Annotated in this window: 19 protein-coding genes; 11 read left to right on the top strand and 8 right to left on the bottom strand. The window is 52.9% G+C overall.

Annotated features, from left to right (window positions below):
• Window positions 1-9: 9 nt before the first annotated feature.
• The 6 genes from JJD41_RS11200 to JJD41_RS11175 form a co-directional block, all read right to left on the bottom strand.
• The gene (locus JJD41_RS11200; RefSeq protein WP_200665987.1) at window positions 10-864 is read right to left on the bottom strand and encodes a CheR family methyltransferase; all 855 of its coding nucleotides are present in this window, start codon (window positions 862-864) and stop codon (window positions 10-12) included.
• Between the two features lie 60 nt (window positions 865-924).
• Window positions 925-3,795: a HEAT repeat domain-containing protein gene (locus tag JJD41_RS11195; protein ID WP_200665986.1), complete on the bottom strand. Its 2,871-nt coding sequence runs from the start codon at window positions 3,793-3,795 to the stop codon at window positions 925-927.
• A gap of 56 nt (window positions 3,796-3,851) precedes the next feature.
• Window positions 3,852-5,975 carry a methyl-accepting chemotaxis protein gene (locus JJD41_RS11190; protein ID WP_200665985.1) on the bottom strand — a complete coding sequence of 708 codons (2,124 nt, stop codon included), beginning with the start codon at window positions 5,973-5,975 and terminating at the stop codon, window positions 3,852-3,854.
• Between the two features lie 70 nt (window positions 5,976-6,045).
• Window positions 6,046-6,528: a chemotaxis protein CheW gene (locus JJD41_RS11185; RefSeq protein ID WP_200665984.1), complete on the bottom strand. Its 483-nt coding sequence runs from the start codon at window positions 6,526-6,528 to the stop codon at window positions 6,046-6,048.
• A 58-nt stretch (window positions 6,529-6,586) separates the two neighbouring features.
• Window positions 6,587-8,767, bottom strand: a complete 2,181-nt coding sequence (locus JJD41_RS25715) for a chemotaxis protein CheA (protein ID WP_200665983.1) — start codon at window positions 8,765-8,767, stop codon at window positions 6,587-6,589.
• A 69-nt stretch (window positions 8,768-8,836) separates the two neighbouring features.
• Window positions 8,837-9,220 (bottom strand): response regulator, encoded by a 384-nt coding sequence (locus JJD41_RS11175; protein ID WP_200665982.1) that lies wholly within the window; start codon window positions 9,218-9,220, stop codon window positions 8,837-8,839.
• 802 nt (window positions 9,221-10,022) lie between these two features.
• On the opposite strand from JJD41_RS11175, the gene JJD41_RS11170 reads away from it, so the two are divergent.
• The 8 genes from JJD41_RS11170 (at window position 10,023) to JJD41_RS11135 (ending at window position 20,748) form a co-directional block, all read left to right on the top strand.
• Window positions 10,023-11,486 carry an MBOAT family O-acyltransferase gene (locus JJD41_RS11170; RefSeq protein WP_200665981.1) on the top strand — a complete coding sequence of 488 codons (1,464 nt, stop codon included), beginning with the start codon at window positions 10,023-10,025 and terminating at the stop codon, window positions 11,484-11,486.
• A gap of 41 nt (window positions 11,487-11,527) precedes the next feature.
• Window positions 11,528-12,676 carry an alginate O-acetyltransferase AlgX-related protein gene (locus tag JJD41_RS11165; RefSeq protein WP_200665980.1) on the top strand — a complete coding sequence of 383 codons (1,149 nt, stop codon included), beginning with the start codon at window positions 11,528-11,530 and terminating at the stop codon, window positions 12,674-12,676.
• A 222-nt stretch (window positions 12,677-12,898) separates the two neighbouring features.
• The gene (locus JJD41_RS11160) at window positions 12,899-13,513 is read left to right on the top strand and encodes a CP12 domain-containing protein (protein WP_200665979.1); all 615 of its coding nucleotides are present in this window, start codon (window positions 12,899-12,901) and stop codon (window positions 13,511-13,513) included.
• Between the two features lie 571 nt (window positions 13,514-14,084).
• Complete coding sequence (locus tag JJD41_RS11155; RefSeq protein ID WP_200665978.1) at window positions 14,085-15,089, top strand: pentapeptide repeat-containing protein; 1,005 nt, start codon at window positions 14,085-14,087, stop codon at window positions 15,087-15,089.
• A 349-nt stretch (window positions 15,090-15,438) separates the two neighbouring features.
• Window positions 15,439-15,924, top strand: a complete 486-nt coding sequence (locus tag JJD41_RS11150; RefSeq protein ID WP_234488591.1) for a GbsR/MarR family transcriptional regulator — start codon at window positions 15,439-15,441, stop codon at window positions 15,922-15,924.
• Between the two features lie 68 nt (window positions 15,925-15,992).
• A complete protein-coding gene (locus tag JJD41_RS11145) occupies window positions 15,993-17,717 on the top strand; it encodes an efflux RND transporter periplasmic adaptor subunit (RefSeq protein ID WP_200665977.1) in 1,725 nt (574 codons plus the stop codon).
• Between the two features lie 618 nt (window positions 17,718-18,335).
• Complete coding sequence (locus tag JJD41_RS11140) at window positions 18,336-19,553, top strand: ABC transporter permease (RefSeq protein ID WP_200665976.1); 1,218 nt, start codon at window positions 18,336-18,338, stop codon at window positions 19,551-19,553.
• 142 nt (window positions 19,554-19,695) lie between these two features.
• Window positions 19,696-20,748 carry a WD40 repeat domain-containing protein gene (locus tag JJD41_RS11135; RefSeq protein WP_200665975.1) on the top strand — a complete coding sequence of 351 codons (1,053 nt, stop codon included), beginning with the start codon at window positions 19,696-19,698 and terminating at the stop codon, window positions 20,746-20,748.
• A gap of 321 nt (window positions 20,749-21,069) precedes the next feature.
• On the opposite strand, the gene JJD41_RS11130 is transcribed toward JJD41_RS11135, so the two are convergent.
• A complete protein-coding gene (locus tag JJD41_RS11130) occupies window positions 21,070-21,456 on the bottom strand; it encodes a late competence development ComFB family protein (protein ID WP_234488590.1) in 387 nt (128 codons plus the stop codon).
• Window positions 21,457-22,131: 675 nt separating this feature from the next.
• Here JJD41_RS11130 and JJD41_RS11125 point away from each other — a divergent pair.
• Both JJD41_RS11125 and JJD41_RS11120 read left to right on the top strand, forming a co-directional pair.
• Window positions 22,132-22,326 (top strand): hypothetical protein, encoded by a 195-nt coding sequence (locus JJD41_RS11125; RefSeq protein WP_200665974.1) that lies wholly within the window; start codon window positions 22,132-22,134, stop codon window positions 22,324-22,326.
• Between the two features lie 29 nt (window positions 22,327-22,355).
• Entirely contained in the window at window positions 22,356-23,918 is a 1,563-nt protein-coding gene (locus JJD41_RS11120; protein ID WP_370583790.1) for an FAD-dependent oxidoreductase, read from the top strand.
• A gap of 145 nt (window positions 23,919-24,063) precedes the next feature.
• Here the strand turns inward: JJD41_RS11120 and JJD41_RS11115 are convergent, their stop codons facing one another.
• On the bottom strand, window positions 24,064-25,845 hold the full coding sequence (locus tag JJD41_RS11115) for a glycoside hydrolase family 10 protein (RefSeq protein WP_234488589.1): 1,782 nt from the start codon (window positions 25,843-25,845) through the stop codon (window positions 24,064-24,066).
• Between the two features lie 114 nt (window positions 25,846-25,959).
• Here JJD41_RS11115 and JJD41_RS11110 point away from each other — a divergent pair, with 114 nt between their 5' ends.
• Window positions 25,960-26,169, top strand: a complete 210-nt coding sequence (locus JJD41_RS11110; protein ID WP_200665972.1) for a hypothetical protein — start codon at window positions 25,960-25,962, stop codon at window positions 26,167-26,169.
• Window positions 26,170-26,433 lie beyond the last annotated feature (264 nt).

The following is a 26,433-nucleotide window of genomic DNA, read 5'->3' as shown; positions in this document are numbered from 1 at the left end:
GGCAGTCATTTAATGTTTAAGATAAACAAAAGCACCTCCAATTTCTTGAAACTGAAAATCGGTATTGAGTTTTAAAAGAGATTCGGAAGCGCCGATCGATAAATATCCGGGACTGGGCATTCGATCGAAAAAAAAGGAAACGGTTTTGCGGATCGAATCTTCGGAGAAATAGATAAAAACATTGCGGCAAAAAATAACATCCGACCCGGCAAATTTCCAATTTTGACTGGGAACGAGTAAATTGGTAACGGCCCATTGAATGCGGCGGTGAATCTCGGGGGCGATCTGCCATTGGTGTCCGTCTGGAATAAAGTATTTGCGTTTGAGCGTCGGCGAGATCGTGCGAAAGGAACGCTCGCGATAGAGACCTTTTTTCGCTTGAGCGATCGCCCGAGTGGAGGCATCGGTCGCATAAATTTCGATCGGCATTCGCTCGAACCAGCCCCCTTCGTGAAGGGCGATCGCGATCGAGAGCGGTTCTTCCCCGGAGGAACAAGCCGCACTCCAGATCCGCAACGGTCTTGACAATATTGAGGTTCCGGTTTTTGCCTGCCAATATTGAGGAAGAATGACATCGACGAGGGCTTCGATTTGCTCGCTTTCGCGCCAAAAAAAAGTTTCGGGAACCGCCAGGGCATCTAAAACTTGCATCCATTCATGATGGGCATTGGCATCGTATTTGAGCAGGTAATAATAGTCCAAAAAAGAATCGCAGCCACACTCGATCGCGCGCGGGGAAAGCTTGTAAGCTAGCATCTCTCGTTTGCCCGGTTCGTAATACAAGCCCGTGCGTTCGTGAATTAAATCGCGCAAGAGGACAAATATCGTATCGGGTAAATCCAGGGGTTCTGAAACGAAAGTCATTGTTGGTTTGCGTTGAAAGGTTAACCCCAAAAGATAGGGCAAGCGGGGCGATCGCCTCTACTAATGTTGCAGGATCTTTTGAGCGGCCCGTCGCACGCCGATATCTGGGTCGTGGCGAGCTAAGTGAGCCAATTTGGTTTCTGCACAGGGATTGCCCAAGTGACCGAGAGCGACGGTGGCACTCAGACGCACGCTGGCGTCGCCGTCGTCTAAGGCCGAAAGGACGAGAGCGGAGGCTTCCGGATGTTTCAAGCGGGCGAGGACTTCGATGGTGGCGCGTCGGGCTTCGGGATGGCGGTGGCTCAATCCTTGGGCGATCGCGGCGATCCGTCGTTCCAGGGGGCGGCAGTCGCGGGGTTCGCGATGGGCCAAGGCGTCGATACAAGCCTCGCGGCAGCGCGATTCTAAGGTCAATTCGATCAAGGTGGCGATCGCCGAATCCGTTCCCCGTCGGGACAAGGCATCGATCGCCGCCAAGAACACCATCGGATCGTTTTCGGTCGCGGCTTGCCAGCGCAAAACCTTTTCGATCTCCGGGTTGGGACAGTCCACCGAGGCGCGGATCGCGTGGAGCCGTCGTTGGGGATCGCGCGATCGCAGGACTTTCAACAAGGCCGCGAGGGCTTCCTCGGTCTCTTCGTTGCTGTCCGGTTCGCTGAGGATTTCCCCTAATGCCTGAACTGCAGCCCGGGCCACGTCGCCGCCGCCTTCGTCGCTGTCGCTCAAGCTGACCAGCAGGGGAACTGCTTCCACCGCGCCGAAATGTCCGAGAGCTTCTGCCGACGCCGCCCGCACCGGATTGGCCGGGTCGTGTTGGAGTCGGTCCAGCAGCAGGGCGATCGCCTCGCCGTCGATCGCGGTAGTGCGATCGCCTCGAACCTGATGTTTCGCACTTTTGATCAGCGATCGCACCGCATGATAGCGAACCCAGGGATCCTCGTCGTCGAGAGCCTCGCGCAAAGGATCGAAGGCCAACGACCAGGGGAAGTGACCCAAGCTGTGGGCGGCAGCCGCTCGCACCGGGGGGGTTTCTTCTCGCAGGGCTTGACGCAAAATCTCGCAGGCGTGGGGCAGGGTTTGGCCGAAGTGACCGAGGTCCTCAAATAACGGTAACTGTTCGATCGCGGCGCGGCGAACCCGTTCGTGAGGGTCGGTCAAACAGGCGAACAGGCGCTCGAAACAGTTGGGAAAGGCGAAATATCCGGCAATTTTGACCGCCGACTCGCGCACGTAGGGGTCGAAATTCCCCAAGCACTCGAAAATCCGAGTGCTCAAGTCCGGATGTCCCAAAGAATTGAGGGCGCCGATCGCCGCCAGACGCAGGCTGGCTTCGGGATGGCCTAACAATTCGAGCAAGGACTCGAACGCTTGAGCGTCCCCAATTTGAGCGAGGGCATTGGCCGCCGCTACCCCCAGCTCCGGCTCGGCGTGCAGCAGTTCGGTCAACGGATTGACGGCGCGGGGGTCGCCGATGCGTCCGAGGGCGATCGCGGCGGCTTTGCGGGTGGAGGAACTGGGCGCTTCCAACTGCTCCAACACTTTCTCACATATCCGTCTGCCGTAGCGACTAATCGTATATAATACCTGATTTCTAACACTCGGTTCGTTTAACAGTTCCACCAAGACCGTTTCGATCGCCTCTCCCTGGAACCATCCGAGCAGGAGCACCAAGTCGCTCAGTTCCGAACCCGTGGCCCCGGAGAGCGCGCACAGGAGCGCTTCGCATTCTCGGGGGGGCATCAGCGCCGGAGGATCGGCGCCGAAGGCGTGGCGGGTGAGTTCGACGATATAAGCCCCTTCCCCATAATTTTTGTCGTAGCGGCGGTAAATGGCCGCGATCGCGCCGACGACAGCCCGCAGGCGTTCGCTCAAAGGCGGCGACAGGGAATCCGGCGGCGCTGCCGAACTCTCTGGAGGCGGCTCGCACCAGCGCCGGATCGTGGCCACCATCGGCGGCACCACGCTAGCATCGCCGAGGGTTCCTAACAATTGAGCCGTGGTGGGGTAGAGCAGCTCGCGATCGAGCAAGGGAACCAGACGCGGGGCTACGGTACCGTCCCCGATACGGATCAGGGCTTCGAGGGCGGGAAAGGCCAAAAAGAAATCTTCCGATTCGGCGATCGCCGCGATCGCATCGACCGCTTCGCGGGCTTTCAACAGTTTCAAGGCGTCGATCGCGTGATAGCGAACGTTCGCATCCGGGTCGTCGAGGGCCTCGATCAGGGCCGGAATCCCGCGCGGATCGCGGCGATCGCCCAAGGTCAGCGCCGCGTAAATCCGCAAATCCACTTCCGGATCGCGCAGACATTCGATCAAGGCGGGAAGCGGGTCGAGATTGCTCAAGACCAACACTTGCAAAATACTGTTGAGGACGCTCGGATTGGCGTGTTCCGCCCGCAGCGATCGCAACAGTTCTACCATCGTCTCCGAATCGCTTTCGCGCACTAGGGAATCCACCGCCGCCCGTCGGACGTCCCAGCGATCGTCCCGGAGGTCTTCCAAGCGCGTTTTGGCTTCGGCGGCGGCGGGCGCCTTCACTGCCGCCGCCGAAGCCTCCGAACCCCCCTGTCGTTCCCGTTCCAAGCGTTCGGTCACGTCTTCCACGGTGACGATCGCCCCAACAATCCGCGTATCCTCCTGTAACGGGGCGATCGTCACCTTTTGCTGCATGTACTCGAAACCCGACGAGGCGATCGCCGGAGGACAGGGAATCAAATAGCGATGGAACAACGGCGAAAGGGTTTCCACCGTTCCCTCGCTCAACACCCGCCGAAACCGATCGCCCAACCCCCGCGCTTCGAGATCGGGAATCAACTCGCTCAACTCCCGACCCCGGGCGGCAGCTTCCGGAATCCCCGTCATCGCCGCCAACCGATCGTCCCAAGAACGGACGATCCCCTCTGTATCCGTCGTAAAAATACCAATCGTCATGGGCGCAGCATCCTCTATCCTCAGCCAACTCTAGCCAACCGTTTCTGCCGGATCCGTCAATGTCCGTCGCGATCCGCCGACCCCTGTGCGACCAACTGGGTCAACTCCCCCGCTTGTTCGAGCAGTTGCGCCGTTGCCTTTTGGGTTTGCAAAACCCCTTGGGCATTGCGTTGGGTAATCTTACGAATGTCCTCCAAGGCATCGAGAACCACTTGAGAGGCGCTACTATGTTCCCGATTGTGTTTGGCGATCGTCCGCATTTCCTGCGAAATCGCGGCGATCGCCTCAGTCATCTGTTCGATCCCGAAGTTTTGCTCTTTCATCGCTTTCGCCACCTGTTCGGACTGCTGCCGCATCGAAACCACTGCCGCCACTACTTGGGTCGCATCGGTCGATTGCGAACTCATCCCCTGGGAAACCTTTTGAATCAACCCGCTCAACCGTTGGGATTCCTGGGCGATTTGTTCCCCCGCTTGGGACTGCTCGCTCAAGGCCCGGGTAATATTCATCATTCCCTTTCTCATCACCTCGATCGCCTGCATCGCCTGTTGCGTCCCTTTGGCTTGCTCCATCATCGCCTTGCGCACTTGGCTCGCTAATAGGGTCGTATTTTGGGACGCTTTCATCACTTCTCGCGCCGAACGAGCCTGTTCGTTCGTCGCTTTCGCCACCTGCTGCACGGTTTTGCGCATTTCCAGGGACGAACGCACGATCCCTTGCGCCGCCGTCGATTGTTCGCTCGTCGCCGTCGAAACTTCTTTCGCTTGTTCCGCCGTCATATGCACCGCGTTGAGGACCGTCTGACCCGCATCGAGTTGTTCTTCGCACGCGCGGGTAATTTGAGCCACTAACTCGGCAGTTTCCCCCACGCCGTCGAGAATTTTCTGCAAGCCCGCCGCCCCTTCTTCCGAGAGGCGACCGCTTTCTTCGGCAACTCGCAAGCCTTCGTCGGACTGACTCACCGCATTTTGGACGAACACTTGCAAGGCTTTGATAATCCCGCCAATTTCCGCCGTGGCTTGGGCGGCGCGATCGGCCAGATTGCGGATTTCTTCGGCGACCACCGCAAAGCCGCGTCCCGCCTCGCCCGCCCGGGCGGCCTCGATCGAGGCATTGAGCGAGAGTAAATTCGTCCGTTCGGCAATTAAGTTAATCGTATCCACAATCGTGCCGATTTCGTTGGTGCGCTGGCCGATTTCGCGAATCGCACTGGCGGAGTCTACCATCGCCGTGCGGACTCGGGTGAGTCCTTGGATCGATTTTTCAACCGTCGCCCCGCCGTCTTGGGCATCGCTGGCGACCCGGCGGGTGATCTGGTCTGCTTTTTGGGTGAGGGTGGCGACGGAGTGGATCGAGCGATCGAGTTGTTCGGCACTGGTCGCCGCACTGCTGGCGGCTTCGGTAATCTGTTTGGCGTTTTCGGCAACCCCTTCGATCGATCGCGCCATTTCTTCGATCGAGGTCGAAACTTCTTCGACGCTGACCGCCATGTTCTCGCTGGTGGCGGAGACTTCTTCGACGGAGGCGGCCATTTCGTTAATCGACGCGCTGGTTTGTTCGGCTGCGGCGCTCAAATCGTCGGCGTTCTCGGCGACTCCCTGGATCGAAGCGGTCATTTCTTCCATCGAGGCGGCGGTTTCGTTGAGTCCGGAGGCGAGATTGTCCGTATCGACGTTGACGCTTTGAATGGAACTGGCGATCTCGGTCATCGAGGCGGTGACTTGGGTCGCCGAGGTTGACATTTCCTGGGCGTTGTTGTTGACTTGGGCGATCGAGTGGGTGGTTTGCTCGATCGCCGCGCTGGTTTGCTTCAACCCGGTGGCCAATTCTTGGGTACTGGCGGTGACTTGCTCGATGGAGGCGGCCATTTCGTTGATCGAGGAAACGATTTGCTCGGAGGAACTGGCCACGGATTCGACTTGGCTGGTCGTTTGGGCGAGGGAAGCCGCCATTTCCCTCATTTCGCTACAACTGCGCTCGATCGATTCTTGTTGGGACTCGGCCCCTCGGGCAACTTGAGCGGCAATTTCGTAAATTTCGTTGGCTTGGCTGCTGACGACGGCGGCCCGTTCTTGAAAGCGACCGCGAAATTCATCCCGAATTTGCTCTCGTCCCCTGTCGGCTATTTGGCCGTTTTTGGATCCGTTTTTCTTTTTCTTATTGCTTTGATTTTTAGCCATTTTCTTGTCCTGAATCGATCTTTAAGAAGCATTTTAAGGCGCTATCGATAACTATCGAGATTGTTTCGGTTTATTCTCCAGCGACGATCGGGGTTTCTTCTACTTTTAATAATTCTTCGACGTTTAACACCAGCACGACGCGATTTTCGAGGGTGATAATGCCTTTTAAATATTTGCCGCTCAATCCGGAAATGCCTTCCGGCAAGGGTTGAATGACGTTGTTCGTCAGGGAAATAAATTCTCTGGCCGTATCGACGATCAAACCGACGGTTCGTTGTTGGTGGCGCACGACGATCGAACGAGTGCGAATGTCGTAGGGGATTTTTTCAAAGCCGAATCGCACTCGCAAGTTGAGCACGGGTAGCACTTGTCCTCGGGAAAAGACGACGCCTTCGACGAAGGACAAGGCATTGGGAACGGGGGTAATGCGCTCGACGGTATCCATTTGCTGGACGTAAGTGGCCTCGATGCCGTAGGTGGTTCCCGCCAGTTCAAAAAAGATAAAGTTTTGGATCTCCTCGGAGGAGGACGATGCAGTGGTATTGATACTCATCGGTTTTAGTCAACGCGATCGATAGGGTAGGATTCGGGGGGGTGGGGTGCGGGGGCCTTTAGCGCGATCGCCGCCTGATTTCGCGGTTGGCGCCCATGGATTCGCGATGGCGAACCAAACTGGGGATGTCGAGAATTAACACGACTCGACCGTCGCCGAGTTCGGTGGCCCCGGCAATGCCGACGGTCTGCACGAAGGGGTCGTTGAGGGACCGCACGACGATTTCGCACTGGCGCACGATCCGATCGACGGCTAACCCGATCGCGCTGCTGCCAGTCCCGACGACGACGACGCGCAAGGAACGGCGATCGCGATCGCGCTCCAAGCCGAACAGGTCGGCGAGGTACAGTAAGGGCAGCAGGGAACCGCGATAGGCGATCGCTTCGTTGTTTTCAAAGCGCACGAGGGTCTCGATGTTGACTTGGAGGACTTCGCGCAGGGCGGATTGGACGATCGCGTATGTTTGATCGGCGACGTTGACGATCGCGGCGTCGGCGATCGCCAGTGTTAGGGGCAATTCGATCCGAAATCGGGTGCCGCGTCCCCGTTCGCTCGTCATCGTCACGGTGCCGCCGAGTTCGTAAACGGTGTTTTTGACGATCGCCATCCCCACTCCCCGTCCGCTCGTCAGATCCGCCACGTCTCGGGTGGAAAATCCGGGGGCGCACAGCAGGTCTAACAAGGCCATTGCATCGTACTGATTGGCGAGTTCGTCGGGGCTGAGATCGGGATCGATCAGTCCGCGCGCTCGACCGACGGCGATCGCCTTGTCGCGATCGATACCCCGTCCGTCATCTTCGATCTCGATCGCCACCATTTCCCCGGCGGTGGAGGCGCGCAAGGCGATCGTCCCGTGGGCCGCTTTGCCTGCGGCGACTCGTTCGACTTCCGGTTCGATCCCGTGACTGATGGCGTTGCGAACTAGGTGCAGCAAGGGATCCATCATCCGCTCGACTACGAATTTATCGATCTCGGTTTCCTGTCCGCTCAGTTCGAGTTTGACCTGTTTGCGCTCTGACGGCGGCACCGTGGCGCGATTCTCCTGGGTAGACGCTTCGCGAACGCCCGTTTCTCGCACTAAATCGCGCACTACGAAGTGCATCCGCGCGAATACTTCGGCGACGGGTACCAGCCTCACCCGCATTACCCCTTCGCGCAAGTCGCGCAGTTGTCGTTCTAAGGTTAGGTTGATTTCTTGTAGTGCTCTGGCTTCGGCCCCCGGTAAATTGCGGGTCACGCGATCGCTCCAATCTTCCAACCGCGCCCGTCCGATCACCAATTCCCCGACCATCCGCATCAGTTCGTCGAGTTTGGGCAGGTCTACCCGCACCACGTTCGAGGACTTTTCGGCGATCGGCGCCGGGACGACCGGAGGGGCGATCGCTCCTCTCGGCGCCACTTTCGGTTCCTCGGTCGGCACTTCTTCCGGCTTACTCTCGCGGGCTGCTGGCTGCTCTGGGGTCTCGGGGACCCTCGGTTCCGGGGTCTCGCTTTCCGAGGCCCCCCGGTGACCGAGATAGGCTTCCCAGGTCAACCCGTCCGCTTGGGATTCCCCGAATTCCCCCTCGGCATCGCTCCCCGCTACGAGAAAATCAAAGCTAATACTGCCTTTTTCCCCCATCCGAGGGGCAGCATGAATCAGATTTCCCCATTGTCCGAGTAAATCGCGAACCTGGTTGACCGTGATTCCCCGGGCCGCCAGTTGGGCGCTCGGCGAGAAACTAAAGTGCCAAATCGTTTCCCCACGGGCGATCGCGGCGTCGAGCTGTTGTCGTTCTTCCGGTTTGAGTTTGAACGACGGGCGATCGTCTCTCGCCGAGGGGGTTTCTGGCGGGATCGCCGCTTTCAGTTCGGCGAGGATCTTGTCGATCTCGGGGATCGGTTGTTGGTTGCGACGCGCCTCGACGATCTCTTCGATCGCTTTGGTTCCATTCAAGAGCGCGTCAAATCCCCCCTCGGACAACACCAAATCGCGATCGCGCAACCCGCGCAAATAACTTTCCATCTGGTGGGCGACCGCTTCGGCTTCCTTCACCGCCATCATTCCCGACAGTCCCTTGAGGGAATGAAAGGCTCGAAATAACTCGTGAACGACCGTTTTTTCTACGGACGGCTCGCCGACAAAAGTTTCTAATAATAATAAGTTTTGACGTGCTAGGGTAAGATGTTCTTCGCATTCGGCAAAATAATCATCTAAAAAATCGGCGAAAAAATTGTTGGTTTCGTCTGCATTGGACACGACTCAAATCCCTCTCGATGGTGGTTGCCTCCTCTAACTGGCCTGCGGACAACCGACGGATGCCCCAATTTACTCGTTGGCAATCGGTTGCTTGAGCAAGTCGAGCACTTCCCGGGCTAACGTGCGCGGGTCGAACGGTTTGGTTAGGTAGCGCGAAGCCCCCGCACTCATGGCCCGTTCGCGGCTGTTGTCATCCCCTCGCGTGGTCAACACCACGATCGGAATCGCACGATAAAGATCGTGACCCCGCACGAATTCGATCGCCTCCAATCCGTGCATATCGGGCATATTTAAGTCCAGTACGATCAAATCTACCGACGAGATCGCCAGTTGTTCGATCGCCTCCAATCCCGTACTCGCTTCCCCAAACGTAACGTCGGGTAAGGATTGCAGCGATGCTTTGACCATCCGACGCATTGTCGCCGAATCATCTACCACTAAAATCTGTTTCATGATCGTTCCTATACTTCGCTGATTCCCCACGATCGGTGTTTTTTTGCCCCCATGCGTCTTGGAAAATAAGCTAGTTTTTCCCTCCCCCCGACTCTCAAAAAGCAGCAAAAACAACGAGTCGATTTCAAGATCCACCGATCGCCCAACCATCATTTATTTTCTTTAGATACTCTTAAGATTTTGATGGCTTTGGTTGTTGGCAATAACTCGATTGGCACATCTTACGAGTCGGCGATCGCCGTGCGATGCGGGATAGTTCAATTACATTTAGTTTCGCATTAATTGAGGAGTTTGCACCCGCCTGTTAACGAAATGAAATGACTGATTTTCAGCAGAATCGTCCAAAAGCCCGTCATTTTCTTGCCCTTCGTCTTTCCCCGGGCGATCGCCGACCGCCTCCGGGCCATCTCTACCCCGCAAAAGACTTAACCCAGACCCCTGACCTCTCAATGCTGTTTTTTCCTTAAATTACCTTATTATATCAAAAAACAGTCTCCCAAAAATACGATATAGCCAAAAATTTATCATTTTTTTGTAATCCCTTGAAAACCGATAAGTTTTAAATTAGAATACGATTCTATTTGTCCGATTTCTACTCTTGACAGTAACGAGCGGTTCCTCGTTCTCAACCCATCTAAACGTCAATTCTATTCATACTCTCAAAATCCTTGTCTTCAATTTTGACCGATAGATAAGGGATAAAATTATCTCATTAACCTATATCTTTAAAGTTCGATTTTCAACATTCAACCGCCATCGGCTGACTCAACCGGAAATCGACTGTAGCCCGAACGACAGTCATATGTTATTTAGTTCGACAATTTTTATTTTCCTCTTCCTTCCCCTCGTCTTACTCGCGTATTGGACGGTAAAACCGCGATCGCTTCGCAATCTGGTTCTACTGTTCGCCAGCCTCTTTTTTTACGCCTGGGGAGAATTACAATTTACCTTACTCATACTCGCCTCGATCGCCATCAATTACACCATCGCCCTTGCCATCGAAAGCTATCACCAAAAGTCTCAAAAAAAACTCCTCTTAACTCTCGGAATTACCGCCAATCTCGGCATCCTCTTCTGGTTTAAATATAGTACATTTTTTAGCCAAGCTCTCGATCGCTTCTTCTCCTCAATCGAGGCGATCGCCATTCCTATTTCTTCCGTTCACTTACCCCTAGGCATTTCCTTTTTTACCTTTCAAGCTCTTTCTTATCTCGTCGATGTTTATCGAAACCAAGTTAAAGCCAATCGAAACCCGATTCAAATTGCCCTTTACATCGCCCTTTTTCCGCAATTAATTGCCGGACCGATCGTCCGCTATATTGAGATTGCCCCTCAACTGATTCGGCGTCAAGTCACCGTCGAACAATTTGCTAGCGGAATTCGACGTTTCGCGATCGGTTTAGGCAAAAAAATACTCATTGCCAATACTTTAGCAAAACCGAGTGATGCAATTTTTGGCTTAGAAACCAGTCAACTCACTCCGAGTTTAACCGCATTGGCGATTGCCTGCTACAGCTTGCAAATTTATTTCGACTTTTCCGGCTATTCCGATATGGCAATTGGTTTAGGTCGCCTGTTTGGGTTCGACTTACCCGAAAACTTTAACTATCCTTATAGTGCGCGATCGTTGCGTGAATTTTGGCAACGCTGGCATATTTCTTTATCCACTTGGTTTCGCGATTATCTGTACATTCCTTTAGGCGGAAATCGGCGATCGCCCTGCCGAACCTATTTTAATTTAACCCTAGTTTTTCTATTATGCGGCTTGTGGCATGGCGCCAACTGGACATTTATTGTATGGGGGTTAATTCACGGCGCTTTTTTAATCGTGGAACGACTACTCGATCGGGTTAATTTAGGTATCGAACGGTTTCCCGGTAGCATCGTCTACACTTGGATCGTCGTCGGTTTAGCGTGGGTATTTTTCCGATCGCCGAATTTAGAATATGCAATAGATTTTTTAAAAATTATGTTCGGTACGGTCGAATTGAGTCCAAGACAATATAGCATTCAAGCCTATTGGAATTCAGAGATTGCCGTCACCCTCGTCGTCGGTGCGATCGCCGCTTTACCGATTTATCCGATCGCCATACAATGGTATCGGCAATGGCGCGATCGAGTGTCATCTACACTGCCGATCTCTCAAATCGTCTTATCCCATTGTATGGCCAGTGTAGAAATTACGGCGATCGCCTCTATTTTTTGGGCATCGACGGCGAAAATAGCCGCAGAAACTTATCAACCTTTTATTTATTTTCGCTTTTAATGGATGAATTTAATGAATTTTTGATTTTAGAATAAGTTAAAATGACAAAAACCGCGCGATCGCCCCGGAAATTGTACGATCGCTTGTTAATCTTAATCTTTCTAGCGGCGATCGGGTTGCCGCCGTTAGCAAGTGCAGTGGACAATAATTTCGGAGAACATAAAGCCCGAGAAAATTGGGAAAAACGGGAGTTCGTTCGCTTTCCCGGGTGGCCGAAATCGCTAAAATCTTTAGCCACCTTTCCCGAACAATTCGAGGATTATTATAACGATAACTTTTGGCCGCGATCGCATTTAATTCGCTGGCATAATTGGTTAAAATTCATCGGATTTGGGTTATCTCCCTCGGAGAAAGTCATTGTCGGTAAACGGGGATGGTTATTTTACGGCGATCGCGATGCACTGGATTCTTACCGACGGGTCAAACCCTTTACTCAAAGCGAACTCGAACAGTGGAAAACTCTGTTAGAAAAGCGGCGTCAGTGGTTGGGAGATCGCGGGATCGATTACTTATTTATTATTGTTCCCAATAAATCCACAATTTATCCCGAATATATGCCCAGTCATATTCGCAGAGATGCACGAAAATCTCGCTTAGATGCGCTCGTCGATTACCTCGAAACTGACTCGGATTTTGAAATTCTCGATTTACGGGTCGCCCTCCTCGCCGCCAAACAGCGCGATCGGGTTTACCACCGCACGGATTCTCACTGGAACAAACCCGGTGTATTTGCCGCTTACCGGGCCATTTTCGCCGAACTCAACGAACGCTTTCCCGGCTTAACGCCACTCGAACTCGATGCCTTTCGTCGGGAACCGATTCGCCGACCTGGAGGCGATTTGGCGATGATGTTGGGGTTAGAGAATACCTTGAAAGAAGACGCCATTCGATTTTCGCCGATGTTTCCCTCCCGGTTCCGTCCGGCGAGTCCGGGGGTAGTCCAAGCTGATTTACCCGAAAATCAACAACCTTTGGCAACGGAAATTGACGATCGCCAGTTACCGAAAGCGGTCATTTTTCACGATTCTTTCATGCTCAATTTAGGGCCATTTTTATCGGAGCATTTCCAACGGGCGGTATTTTTAAATCAGTATGAATTTGACCGGGAAATTATTACTCGGGAACGCCCCAATCTGGTCATTCAAGAAATTGCGGAACGGACGCTGATGGGATCGGTTCCGCAAGATTAATCCCCACGCGATCGCAGAAAATCGATCGAAATTTGGGTTTGAAAGCAGGGCTACACGGCGATCGCTCCCTCGAAAAGCTCCCGGATCTCTCGGGGGAAGCGATCGTAAAAATCAACCGATCTCCTCTCTAAAATTGAAATTTTATCATCTATAAGTTTTTCACGAGCCAATTTGATTTACGATCGAAAAGGAGTCAAAAACCATTCGCTCAGAGGTTACGTAATGATGAAAGCCCAAGAAATCATGACTCGTGATGTCATCACCATTCGCGGTTCTGCGACGGTGGCTGAAGCCGTCAAGCTCATGAAAGACAAGAATTTACGGGCTTTAGTGGTCAAGCGGCGTCATGACGAAGATGCTTACGGAATCGTCACGGAAACCGATATCGTGTATAAAGTGGCTGCCTACGGTAAAGATCCGAAAAAAGTGCGCGTTTTCGAGATCATGACCAAACCTTGTATCGTGGTCAATCCTCACTTAGGGATCGAGTATGTCGCGCGTTTGTTCGCTAATACGGGAATCCGTCGCGCTCCCGTCATCGACGGTAAATTAATGGGGATTATCTCGGTCACGGATATCCTTCGCCATAGCGATTTTGTCGAAAAACCGAAGTCAACCTTATTACAACAGGAATTAGACAAAGCTATTGCCGAAGCGCGTGCTATTTGCAGCGAAAAAGGTGCCACTTCTAAAGAATGTGCTGCCGCCTGGGATGCGGTGGAAGAGCTGCAAGCGGAAGCCTCGCACCAACAAGCTCTCAAGCCGACGAAATCGGCGTTTGAGGAATATTGTGAGGAAAATCCAGAAGCCGCCGAAGCGCGAGTTTACGATGTATAAGTTTCTCACTCTGCGATCGCCGCACGGCCATTGTTGCCATTGTCGCGCGATCTCGTCGAATTAAATGGGCTGGGGTCGGATTTTTCCGGCCCCTTTTCTGTTGGAGATTGCCCTCGATGTTGATTTTTTAAATAAACGTAAGAGTAAACATTCAAACAAAAGTAAAGAAAATTATTATTGTTATCCGCGATCGCGAGAGAAAATAATTAATATCGGGATCGCTCCTAAATGAGCGTGGAGAGTTGTAACTTCAGGACAAATTAGAAGAGAAATTTTTATCCCGATCGCGCCAAAATTCAGACGGACTCAATCTCATGAATTCTAATGTTACTTGAAATATGGGGATCGCGCGATCGCGAGTAACTTGCTCTCAAACTTTGGCTTCAACAGGACGATCGCGGAGATCGCGCGATCGTGGACACGCTCAAGCCTTAACCCTTGTCAGTTGTGGCAAGCCAAGAGTTCGCGCAACAATTATTGACGTCTGGTGCGATCGCCCAGCGCGCGATCGGGGAACACTAAGAACTAAGAACTGACAGATTATTCTAATTTGACCGCAGGAGAAAGTTGTATGGATGCTTATCAATTGCTCAGACGCTATAACAACGGAGAACGCGATTTTAAAGGGGCTTGCTTGAGTTGGGCGAATTTAATTGGAGCGACTCTGGAACGCATTAATTTAGTCGGAGCGAACTTAATGGAGGCATCACTCGCCCGTGCGGATTTGAGTCGTGCCTTTTTAATCGAAGCTAAACTCAATGGCGCCTTTTTATATGGTGCCGATCTCAGTTTTGCTAAGTTTAAAGGGAGTTCCCTACTCGATGCCGATTTGACGAAAGCCAATTTACAAGGCGCGCACTTTGCCAATGCAGATTTAGCGGGGGCTAAATTGAGTGGAGCCATTCTCAAATGGGTGACCCTTTATCGAGCTAATTTACCGGGCGTTAATTTGTGTGGTGCTAATTTAAACGGGATTAATTTGCGATCGGCCAATTTAACGGGAGCAAACTTAAATTGGACGAATTTAAGCGGCGCTCGCTTGAGTGGGGCTTCTCTCAAAGGCGCGTTATTAAATGGCGTCAAATTGAGTGGAGCATTTTTAAACGGACTCAATTTAGATGGCATGAACTTCAATGCGTTGGAGTTACAAGGTGCGAAATTAAGTGGGGCGAGTTTGTGTCATTCCCAACTGAAGGGAACGGATTTGAGTGGGGCGCAAATGCGCTTTACTAACTTTCAGGAAGGCAATCTGAAACAAGCGATTTTATATTCGAGTAATCTCAAAGGCGGACGCTTTGCTCGGGCAAATTTAATGAAAACTGACCTGCGCGAAACCGATTTGAGAAATGCCGATCTCAGTGGGGCGAATCTCAATTTAGCGAATCTCAGTGGAGCGGATTTGAGTGGGGCTAATTTACGCGGTGCTTATTTGTGGGGAGCCGATCTCGATGGGGCTTGTTTTGCCGGAGCGGATTTGACGGAAGCGAGTTTGCGGGATGCGGCAATTTTAGGGGCCGATTTTCGCAATGCCAATTTAACAGGAACGGTGATGCCTGATGGTGCGCTTCATGTTTGAGAGCAACGGGCGATCGGCGATCGCCCGATCCAATGAGGTTCACAGTTCACAGAAGCTAACTTTTTCCGTCTTTCGGCGCAAATTGGAGCATTTTGACTGGAATTGAACGGGTTTGGAGAGTTTGAAAGACGCTAAATATATAGCGTAATGGCCAATAAGCATAAATAATATAAATCTTGTTCAAAATATAATCAATTCTTAAATTTTTATATAAAATCCTGAAGCCGTCCCGAGTCCAGCCATACGCCGAATCAGCGCGGGCAAGGTGGATGAGCTTCGGCGATGGCGATCGTTCAATAATTACTGAACAATTTGAAACGTGTTAGGATCGCACTAAAGCCAAACATGTTTGAGCATTAGTCAGTTGGACGAAGAACGGCGGCAATTTGAACTGAAACGATTTGTCGAAGAAGTCGGGGTACTCTTCGAGTTGATGGGCCTGCCTCGGATGGCGGGACGAATTTTAGGCTGGCTGTTGATTTCCTCTCCGCCGCACCAGTCGTTTAGCGAATTAGCACGAGGGTTGCAAGCGAGCAAAGGCTCGATCAGTAGCATGACGCGCTTGTTGATTCAGGCGGGAATCGTTGAGAAAATAAGCTTACCGGGGGATCGGCAATCTTATTTTCAGATTCAATTAGGCGCTTGGTCGGAGTTAATTCGTGCGCGTGTAGCACAAATCAGAGCCATCCGCGAAGTGGCCGAACGGGGTTTGACCTTGTTAGAGGGGGAAGATCCCGAACGGAAACGGAGATTGGAAGAAATGCGGGACGTTCATGCGTTTTTCGAGCGCGAATTACCTGTTTTGACCGATCGCTGGCAACAAGAACACCGTTAACGGAGATCGCCAAACCCTTCGCGAAACATCCTTAGTTGATTGGCATCGTTGGATTTAGGAGGAACCTCATGCAAGTCAAGTCACGATCGCCCGAAAACCCCGATCGCCACTCAGAAGAGTTAGCCGCCAAGGCGGAAGAAACCCCGGAAGTTCGGGAGAATCTGGAGCGAAAGCGTCCGAACGAACCGCCACCGAAGAAAAAAGGGGTGGGGAAAAAGGCGATCGCCGCGATCGCGATCGTTGCCGTTCTCGGGATCGGAACCTTCGGCTATTTCCGCGTCCAAAACCGCAGACCGAAAGCGGAGGCGATCGCCGAACTGACCGTCCCGGTAGAATTACAAGATTTGACCGTCCGTATCGAAGCAAGCGGGAAAGTTCAGCCGATTCAAAGCGTCAATATTTCGCCAAAAACCTCCGGCAGACTCGCCGAACTGTACGTGGAACAAGGCGATCGAGTCGAAGCGGGAGAGGCGATCGCCCGGATGGAGAGCCAGGAAATCGAGGCCCAACTGCGCCAAGCCGAAGCTCGCCTGGCCGACGCGATCGCCCAACTGGCCGAACGACGGGCTGGAGCGCGTCCCGAGCAAATCGCCCAAGCGCGATCGCGCCTCGAACAACAACAAGCCGCCCTCGAAGAAGTCCGCCGGGGCGCCCGTCCCGAAGCCATCAGCCGCGCCGAAGCCAGAGTCGCTCAAGCCGAAGCGAATTTAGCCGAAGTGCTCGCCGGGCCGCGTCCCGAAGAAATCGCCCAAGCCCGCGCCCGGGTAGACTCGGCACGGGTTCAAGCCCGTTTGGCCCAGCAACGCCAACAACGCAATCAATATTTAGCCGAAGAAGGCGCGATTTCCCAAGACGACCTCGATGCTGCCGTCACCGAGTGGGAACGGGCGCAAGCGAGTTTGCGCGAAGCCGAACAGAATCTAGAACTGTTGGAAACGGGCAGCCGTAGCGAAGATGTCGCCCAAGCCCGGGCCGCCGTGGCCGAAGCGCGCGCCGACTTGCGAGAACTGGAAAACGGCAGCCGCAGCGAAGACATCCAACAAGCCGAAGCCCGGGTGCGCGAAGCACGACAGGCATTAGACGAACTGCTCGCCGGAACTCGCGACGAACAAATTGCCGCCGCCGAAGCGAGAGTCTCGGAAGCTCAAGCTCAGGTGCAGTTTTACGAAGTGCAAGCCAATGATAGTTTGGTGCGCGCTCCCTTCGCCGGACAAATTACCCAGAAATACGCGACTGAGGGGGCATTCGTGACGCCGACGACTTCCGCTTCGGCGACCTCTTCGGCAACTTCGACCTCGATTGTGGCTCTAGCCTGGGGGTTGGAGGTGCTGGCGAAGGTTCCGGAAGCGGATATCAGCCAAATTAAGGCGGGACAACAGGTGGAAATTGTCGCCGATGCCTATCCGGATTTGACCTTTTACGGACAAGTGAAGTTAATTGCGCCGGAAGCGATCGAAGAGCGAGACGTGACGTTGTTTGAAGTGCGCGCGGCGATCGAAACGGGAACGGATAAGTTGCAGTCCGGGATGAATGTGGATGTTACGTTTTTAGGGGAAGAATTGAGCGATGCTTTGGTCGTGCCGACGGTGGCGATCGTGACCCAAAAAGGGGAAACGGGGGTGTTAGTTCCCAATGAGAAGAATGAGCCTGTGTTTCAACCCGTGACGATCGGACCGACGATCGGCGATCGCATTCAAATCCTCGATGGTATTCAGGCGGGCGATCGGGTCTTTACCGAGTTACCGGAAGGACAAAAATTAGACGAAATTCTCAAACAAGGCATGGAAGATTAAACGAAATTGAGCAAAATTCTAATACTCTTAGAACTACGCCAGAGATTTGAGAGTTTAGAGTTTAGCTTGAAAAAGTAATGCTTTTCTTCTGAGGTCTAATTCCTGAATTCTTTGAGAAATTGTTTGTAAAATAAACATGAAAAGTCATGTTTGAAAGGAAGCGATCGCCGCAGCATCAAACGACCGATGGCTGCTATCGGGTTACCCCAACGCTCTCGGCGTTTCTATGGTGTTCTGTGGGGGTTGGGTTACCAAACCCCTGCTAGATTTTTTGATATAGCATTTTTCTCTGCTATGCAAAACATTTAGATCCCCCTAAATCCCCCTCGCCAGGTAGGGGTTTGGTTACCAAACCCCTACTTTCCTCGTTCCCCCCGAAATCCCCCCTTCGCCCCCCTTTCAAACGGGGGTTGGCGGGATAGAGGGATCGGCACTGTACCTCATCAGACGCCCGAGTGCTGTATTTCCTCGATCTACAGTCTCTTAGACAGCGATCGGTATTTTGGAAAGATGGTGAGGGAACGGGGAAAGATGCCCGCACTGTAGTCGATTTGTTGCTCTTGTCTCTTGCTTCCGATCTCTTGCCTACTTCACTACTCCCTACTTCCTTAAAAACTAATGGATATTATTGAAAGCTTCCACATGGCTTTTACGACCTTAAAAGCCAATAAAATGCGTAGTACCTTGACCATGTTGGGGATTATTATTGGGAATGCTTCCGTGATTGCCACCTTGGGGTTGGGAGAGGGAGCGCGGCGATTTGTGGAAAGTCAGGTGAGTTCTCTGGGGACGAATTTATTATTTGTGGTTTCCGGGAGTCCGAAAGCCCAAAGAAGACCCGTTTTTCCGCCACAAACATTGGTGCTAGAAGATGCGCGGGCGATCGCCGAACAAGTTCCCTCGGTCAAAGCGGTTGCGCCACAATTAAATGCGACGGAACGGGTCAGTTATAGGAGTAAAAATATTTCCACACTTTTATATGGAACGACGCCGGAAGTTTTAGTCGTTAGAAACTTTGATGTGGCGAGTGGTCGCTTTTTTAGTGACTTGGATGTCAAGAAAAATAAAGCAGTGGTGGCCTTGGGTTCCGATCTGGCCGACTTATTATTTGAAGGGAAGAATCCGATCGGCGAACAAATTCGGATTAAAGGCGTTTCGTTTTTAGTCATTGGCATCATGAAGCCGAAAGGTTCAACTTTTGGGGTGAATTTCGATCGCCTTGCGTTTATGCCCGTGACGACTTTAGCCAATCGCATTGTCGGGCAAACTTCGCCTTATGGATTGCAAGTCAATTTTATTTCAGTTTCCGTTGAAAATCTCAATAATATGGAAGCGGCACAGTTCCAAATTGAAAACTTATTGAGACTGCGACATAAAATTACCGACGAAGATGATTTTACCGTCAGAAATCAGAAAGATTTGCAGCAAATTATGGGATCGATTACCGGGGCGTTGACGGCATTATTGGCGGCGATCGCCGGAATTTCCTTATTAGTCGGCGGGATTGGTATTATGAATATTATGCTGGTTTCGGTGACGGAAAGAACGAAAGAAATCGGCTTGAGAAAGGCGATCGGCGCCTCGCAAAACGATATTTTACTTCAGTTTACGATCGAGGCGGTGATTCTCTCCGTACTCGGAGGGGCGATCGGAACCGGGATCGGTGTCGGTGGGATTTTCTTAATCGCTCAATTAACCGAATTTGAAGCGGGAATCTCGATCGTGGCGATCGCCCTCGCCACCGGAGTGTCAGGCGCCACGGGCTTTGTTTTTGGCGTGCTTCCCGCCAAACAAGCGGCGAAACTCGATCCGATCGTGGCGTTGCGAGGCGCTTAAGCGTTTAGATTTTAGAGTTTACATCAACGGAAAACGAGGGAGGAGAAACGGCGATCGCCGGGGTTCGGATCGCTTTTAGCGCGAGTGGTGAGATATCCTCAATGGGGAAATTGAAATTGTCTGATTTAGAATCTCGAAAAACATGAAACCGTCTTGGCGTGGGTTGTTGCTTTCTAGTTCGATCGCCTTGTTGTTAATGGGTGTCACCGTTGGCGGTTCGATTCCTGACGGTCGTTCGCAAACCGATCCGGCGCCCCCGGTCAACGCCCCGACCCCCAGGAATCGACGCACGTTTATTCCCGTCAATACCCTGACCGGACATCTCGGTGGGGTCAACGCGATCGCCTTCAGTCCCGACGGAACGCGCTTGGCGAGTGGGAGTAGCGATCGCACCATCAAACTATGGAATTGGGAAAACGCCCAACTCGACAATACCTTAAGCGGACATTCCGGGGACGTGAACTCGGTCAGTTTCAGTCCCGACGGCGAACTTCTCGCCAGTGGAAGTGACGACAAAACTGTGAAATTGTGGAATGTTCCGACGGGAGAACTCGTTGGAACCCGCTTGGGTCATAGCTTCTCCGTGCGATCCGTCGCCTTTTCCCCCGACGGCGAAAGCGTGGCGAGTGCGAGTTCGGACAAAACCATCAAAATTTGGAACGTCAACACGACCGAAGAACAAGAAAACCTCAAACGTCACAGTAGTTATATTTGGGCGATCGCCTACAGTCCCGACGGCGAAAAACTCGCCAGTGGCGGTTACGACAACGAAGTTCATGTCGGTAATCTGACAGGAAGTTTGTTCTGGTTTATCGGAGGCGGTTACGACTCGTTCAAAGGACATTCGGCCCCGGTTTTATCCGTCGCTTACAGTCCCGACGGGTCGAAAATTGCCAGTGGGAGTGCGGACGGAACGATCAAAATTTGGGATGTGGACGACGGCAAATTATTGAGTACCCTCACCGGACATAGGGATTGGGTGTTGTCGGTCGCCTTTTCTCCCGACGGCGAAAGTCTCGCCAGTGGGAGTGCGGACCGCACGATTAAAGTGTGGAATGTTGCAAGCGGATCGTTAGAAACCACCCTGACCAAACACCAAGGAAAAGTATTTGCCGTTTCTTTTTCTCCCGATGGCAAAACCCTAGCCAGTGGGAGTGCGGATAATACGATTCAAATTTGGCAAGCTTATCCGTAGAAACAAAATTATCCCCTTGCTCGATCCAAGGGAGTATCCCGATGTGTCACCGTGAAGGCCAATAATTTCTGTCTTGTAACACTGCCCGTTTAGCTTGGTTTTCGCTTAGGGAAAAGTGGTCGAGACTCTGCGATCGTAGCCAAAGTCAGACTCGCTTCGATCTCCTCTGTGCAAGCGAGGAAGGGGAATTCACCCTCGTGTTAGTTAAAAAATCAATGGCGATCGCCCGACAAATGCCGTGCATTTCGATGGACATGCACCGAAACTGGACGAGAGCTGCAATGCCGATCTCGCTCCGCTTTTAGAGGTGACCGACTTCGCTCAACCTTGCTTGTATTGCCGTTGTTGTCGATCGCTCCATTGCGAGCGTTCTTCACTCGGATGGGTCAAACGCCAAACCGGAGTTAACGGATCCCTCTGAATCGCTGCCAATGCCTGACGCACTGCGGTGACAATTTGCGGTCGAAATTGCTCGATCGCCTTTTGGTATTGGAAATGCCAACCGCGTTCGCTGGTGGCGTACATCGAAGGTAAACGATTTAAGGCATAAGCGATCGCCTGGGACATGATTTCATCGCGATTGAGCGAGTTTAAAAGTTTGACGGGCAATCTCTGCATTTGCCGTTGCACTTCTTCGACGACGAGAGGTTCGATGGCATTTTTATAAAGCAAGTGGATGCGCTTACCTTCCATAGGAATCTTAGTCATAACTTGAGAGAGCCTTGTGAACTACTCCTCCCTGCTCATTCACCCTCGTGTTAGTTAAAGATGGCAGAGCCGCACTATTCCTGTTTTGACGAAAAATCATTTGATTTTGTTCGGTTCGGCTTCGCTTGTCCGACCGATTTCCCTGGGATTTTTTGGCCAAGTTAAGGAAAGGCCGACGTGTAATTTTACCGGGATCCAAGGACGGCGAACGATCCAACGATCGCCGATCCGAACCTTGGTTCTAGGCGGGGAAAGATAACAGGAAAGCTGGGCTGACGACCGATTCGAGGGCGCTGCCAAGGGGCGATCGCCGCCCCTCTATTGTTTTTATTTTTACAGAAAAAATGAACGGAGATAGTGCATTCCAATGGCGATAGATTTGCGATAGATTCGCGCTCTTAAAAAGAGAGCCTCGTACACGATCGCGCGCCCGGGTCATCCCAGAGGATACCTCGATTTTACCGGAATCGGAACAGTAGAAAAGGTTAATTTTTTTTGAATAAGAATAGCTCAAATGCTCTTATTTTTACCAAAATTCCCCTAGACTGGAGCGAGCACCCCCGGCCAAAAGCAAACGCGATCGCTAAAAGCGTTACCCAAAGAGCAGCTTGGCGAAGCGAGGCGATCGAGCGCCCCCGTTGCAAAAGTTAACCTAAAAAGAGAACGGCGGCGATCGTGCCAGATCGAAAACTGGATCGCCTCGGGGGGGCGGGGGTTCGATCGCCCGTTACAGTCAATATGCAAAGCAATCGCAGCGATCGTGGGGGGATTGGCGATCGGCTCGATACCGTGTTATGCCAGAGATTGCCGCGCTGTCTCACACCAGCGTCACGGCATTTAACTGGCGCCTTAGAACTCGTTGACAACTGATTACAGAAGAGCTATGGAGGCGATCGATCGTGACTGACAACGAACGTTATTACGATATCATTACTTTCGGCGATGAAGTTCCCGGCGTCCTGGCGGCGATCGCCGCCGCACGCGAATACCGTCGGCGCACCGAAACCCATCCCAAAGTCCTACTGATGTCCAAAGCCGACGCCCGCGAAGGCATTGGCGGGCATCTCGTGCGCGGGGGACTCGCCTACCTCGATCGCAGCCAAATCGAGATCGACCTACGAAAATCCCTCAAATTAGGCACCTTCGGCGCACCACCGAGCCTTTATGAAGAATTCTTGAAAAAAGCCGGAGTCGTTTCGATCGCCCTCGACCCGCACAAAGCCGACGCCGCGCTCAAAACCATGCTCAAAGAAGCCGGAGTCGCCATTTTAAGCAACGTCGAGATCGAATCCGCCACCTGCGACAACGGCCCGTTAGTCGAGATCCTCACCGCACGCGGAGAAATCTATAAAGCCAAACAATTTATCGACGCCACCGTTAACGCCGAATTGGCACAAGCCGCCGGAGTCACCAAATACAACGGCTTTGCCACCTTCGGACTGCCCGACTCCGAACTCCCCGTGACCCTCGTTTTCGTCACCGAAGGCTTGAGCGTCAAACGGCTCAAACAGGTCGAATATGCCTACTTAAAACGATTGACCAATAACGACGATCGCGAAGCCCAACGCTTTATCGATATTGCCGCTAGAAGCGAAAGCGGCTTAATCGAAGTCCTCAAGCGCGATTTAGTCGATTCCCGAGGCCAATTAAAAACCCTCTGGGCCGGAAAAGATCACATCGACGTGCGCTCCAACGCCCTCTCGATCGTCTATCATGCCTGTCGGGGTAAAAAGCTCGACCTCGAAGAAAGCGGATCCCTGCTCGATCGCGGTAACATCGCTATTTTAGGCGGCGATCGCCTCTCCTGGAACGCCCTGCTGTTCACCGTCACCGGAAGCGAAGCCGAAACCCTCGCCCGCAACTGCGCCAAACCCACCCCCGCCATGCTCGAAGAAATGTCCTACGTCGAACGTTGGTTCAAGAGCATCGGCGCCAAAACCGTCACCCCCGCCTCAGAACTCTACATCCGCCACGCGGGGAACGTCGTCGGCGTCGTCGAACCCTTAAGCGGCGCCCAAATGCTCGCCGGAGGCGTCCCCGCCGACGAGGCGATCGGCACTTTCGCCTATCATTTCGACGTGCGCGGTGGCATCCGAGGGATCGGTCGCAAAGCCAACGAAAAAGGCTTTCTCAGCACCGTCTTCGACAAACCCATTTTCAACATCGGCATCCGCCACGCCCAAATCAAAGCCGTCCCCAACCTCGCCGTGGTCAGTCCCGCGTCCGGCTTTGAAGGATTCGCCTCTTCCGCCGGACGCATCGTCGAATTTAATGCAGCCGTCGGACAAGGAATCGGCATCGCCGCCACCCTCGCCGTCCTCCAAAACCGTCATTTGGCCGAGATCGGCAATCGGGAAGTGCGTGAAACCCTCAGCACCACCGGACAACTCCCGCCTATTTTCGGCAAGCCGAAAGAGCAGGAGGTGGCGAGATTGCGCGATTTCGAGTCGGCTTTAGCTTAGAGAAAGGAGAGAGGAAAGAAGGGAGAGAGAATTGAGGTGGTAGCGCTCCCATTCCCCGCCCCACAGGGAGTTTTCCTGATTCTCCGTGTCCTCTCCTCTCCTTCCCTTTCTACTCCCTCTCCCATCTAAAATCTAAAATCCCCCATCACCTCGACGGTTCCCAATCGTCAACTAAACTGGGAATCGTGGCAGGTTCGGGAAATAAAGATTCAAATAACACCTGCCGTTGTTCGGCAGATTGCTCGCTCCACTTCCACATACTTTCGTAAAAAAAGAACGAAACCCCGGCAAAGCCTTTCTCGCGGGCAATTTGGACTTGCTCGGCAATGCGATCGCCCTCCACGGGACGACCTTTTAATCCCGTTAAAATCCCGATCGCGAACGGAACGTGAGTGCGCGCCGTTTCTACTTCTGGATTTTCCAACTCGGTCGCGTAAACCCGGTTATCGTCGCGATACACTTGCAAGATAATCTCTTCCACCAATCCCTGACGTTCCCAGGTTTCCCAATCGGCGAGAAACTCCCGGTAGGAAAAGCGTTGGGGATTGGGAGACAAACTGACGATCGCGTCCGGATTGGCGCGTTTGATCGCGCGGAACAAGCGGTCTTTATACTCAGTAATCTTATCGGCCCGCCAGCGCAACCAGTCCGGATCTTTCGGGTCTTCCGGCGGCGGGTTGCCGTCGTGTTCGCGCTTGTAGAGAGCGACGGTGTAATCGTCGTAACCGAACTCGGAGGGTAAGCCTAAATGATCGTCGAGCTGAATCCCCGCAACCTCGTAATTTTCGATAATTTCGACGATCAGATCGGTGATAAATTGCTGCACTTCGGGATGAAAGGGATTGAGCCACACCCGGGAGTGGATGCCTTCCATTTTCTCCTGGGTTCCGTCGAGGCGTTCCGTAATCCATTCCGGTTTGCGGCGGGCTAATTCGGAATCTGCCGGGGCCATAAAGCCGAACTCGAACCAGGGAATCACGCGCAGGCCCAGGCGTTTGCCTTCGGCGACCATTTCGCGGAGCATGTCGCGATCGCCCGCCCCTAAATCCGGGTCGAGATGTTCGTCAATCGGCGTCACCAAACGCACCGATCGCCCGGTCACCGCTTTGGCCACGTCGCTCGGATATAAAGTGTAACCCCAATTCCACACGGTCGGATAGACGGTATTGAAATTGAGGGCGGCCAGTCGTTCCATCGCCGCCGTGAGGTTCTCCTTCGAGAACAAGACCTCACTATCGATATTCGTAATCCAAACCCCGCGCAGTTCGGTTTCCGGGACGATCGCCACCCGGGCGACGTACTCTAAGGGAATCGGCGATTGGTACTGCATCAGCGCCTGACAGAGGAAACTGGCGACCTCGGCGCGACTGGCGAGGGCGTTGGGATTGAGGCGATCTCGCTCGGGGTAGTTGACCGCCAAACGGCGCTCGGTGGCTGCGGCGACGGCGGTGTAGGCATATTCGGGAATAGTCGCCGCGTCGGCGAAGGTTCGGGGTAAGGTTTCCTCGGGTTTGTGGTTCGCCGCATAATCCAAACCACTCGCCAAGGCGACCAACACTTGAACCCGAGGAATACTTTGTGCGGGATTGAAGCGATCGCCCGGGTAACCGCGCAGAAAACCCCGTCGGTACGCCGTGGCGATCGCCGGAGTCGCCCAATAATTGGCAGGTAAATCGACAAAGTCAATCGCCGGACGCACGTCCCGACGTTCGGAAAAGGCGATATCGAGCATCGTGGCGAATTCCGCTCGCGTGACCGGGGCATTCGGACGGAACGTACTGTCGGGATAGCCGTTAATAATCCGCCGAGTTTGCAACTCTTGAATACAATCTTCCGCCCAATGTCCGGCGATGTCCGGTAAAGTCGTTTGAGCGCCGACAGGCGCGATCGCGCCGACGGTCAGACTCAAGAGGGGAAACAGTGTCAATGCAATTTTAGATGCTACTTCAGATACAACTTGAGACGCACCTTTAGCAGTCACTTTAGATGTACCCTTCTGATTTTGCAGCTCGAACATAGATCGCCTTGTCCTCAAGGAAGAATGGAAATCAGGTTATTCAAGTCCGACCGATCGCCGCCCGTCAACAGCGCGATCGCCGGAGCTGAACTGACCGATCGAGGAGATTTTAACGAAGTTTTGCCGATTTCTCGTTCATTTTTACTCAAAAATCCCCCGGCGATCCCGCGGCGGCGATCTCGGGGCAAATTTACCGAGCATCTCACCCCCGAAATCGTCGGAGAATACCGATGACATTGTAAAAGGAAAATTTTAGATTGAACAGAGAATGAGCGATCGATCTCATTGTTCTCTCAAAAGAATCAGACCGCCAAAGACGTATCAACAACGATGCCAAATTCGCGATCGCCTCGACCTTCCAGATCCTACCTTGAGAAAATCCCTCCCGGCGATCGCCGCTTTCGAGCAGATCCATCCCTACCGATCCATAGGGAAAAGTAGGGCGACAAATTAATAAGCAATTGCGAACCGAACTCAAAAATAATTCATTCTAAGATT

The sequence above is a fragment of the Oxynema mangrovii CENA135 genome, assembly GCF_016632315.1.
In the GTDB taxonomy this organism is placed as follows: domain Bacteria; phylum Cyanobacteriota; class Cyanobacteriia; order Cyanobacteriales; family Laspinemataceae; genus Oxynema; species Oxynema aestuarii.
Note: the sequence above shows the minus strand (reverse complement) of the source record. Positions and strands in the feature narration are given on the sequence as shown.

What these genes read in the sequence shown, in the direction of transcription:
- JJD41_RS11155 (WP_200665978.1), top strand. Translation starts at nt 14,085, where the DNA reads ATGGATGCTTATCAATTGCTCAGACGCTATAACAACGGAGAACGCGAT.
- JJD41_RS11200 (WP_200665987.1), bottom strand. Translation starts at nt 864, where the DNA reads ATGACTTTCGTTTCAGAACCCCTGGATTTACCCGATACGATATTTGTC.
- JJD41_RS11185 (WP_200665984.1), bottom strand. Translation starts at nt 6,528, where the DNA reads ATGAGTATCAATACCACTGCATCGTCCTCCTCCGAGGAGATCCAAAAC.
- JJD41_RS11195 (WP_200665986.1), bottom strand. Translation starts at nt 3,795, where the DNA reads ATGACGATTGGTATTTTTACGACGGATACAGAGGGGATCGTCCGTTCT.
- JJD41_RS11140 (WP_200665976.1), top strand. Translation starts at nt 18,336, where the DNA reads ATGGATATTATTGAAAGCTTCCACATGGCTTTTACGACCTTAAAAGCC.
- JJD41_RS11165 (WP_200665980.1), top strand. Translation starts at nt 11,528, where the DNA reads ATGACAAAAACCGCGCGATCGCCCCGGAAATTGTACGATCGCTTGTTA.
- JJD41_RS11130 (WP_234488590.1), bottom strand. Translation starts at nt 21,456, where the DNA reads ATGACTAAGATTCCTATGGAAGGTAAGCGCATCCACTTGCTTTATAAA.
- JJD41_RS11160 (WP_200665979.1), top strand. Translation starts at nt 12,899, where the DNA reads ATGATGAAAGCCCAAGAAATCATGACTCGTGATGTCATCACCATTCGC.
- JJD41_RS11145 (WP_200665977.1), top strand. Translation starts at nt 15,993, where the DNA reads ATGCAAGTCAAGTCACGATCGCCCGAAAACCCCGATCGCCACTCAGAA.
- JJD41_RS11175 (WP_200665982.1), bottom strand. Translation starts at nt 9,220, where the DNA reads ATGAAACAGATTTTAGTGGTAGATGATTCGGCGACAATGCGTCGGATG.
- JJD41_RS11110 (WP_200665972.1), top strand. Translation starts at nt 25,960, where the DNA reads ATGGAAATCAGGTTATTCAAGTCCGACCGATCGCCGCCCGTCAACAGC.
- JJD41_RS11170 (WP_200665981.1), top strand. Translation starts at nt 10,023, where the DNA reads ATGTTATTTAGTTCGACAATTTTTATTTTCCTCTTCCTTCCCCTCGTC.
- JJD41_RS11135 (WP_200665975.1), top strand. Translation starts at nt 19,696, where the DNA reads ATGAAACCGTCTTGGCGTGGGTTGTTGCTTTCTAGTTCGATCGCCTTG.
- JJD41_RS11190 (WP_200665985.1), bottom strand. Translation starts at nt 5,975, where the DNA reads ATGGCTAAAAATCAAAGCAATAAGAAAAAGAAAAACGGATCCAAAAAC.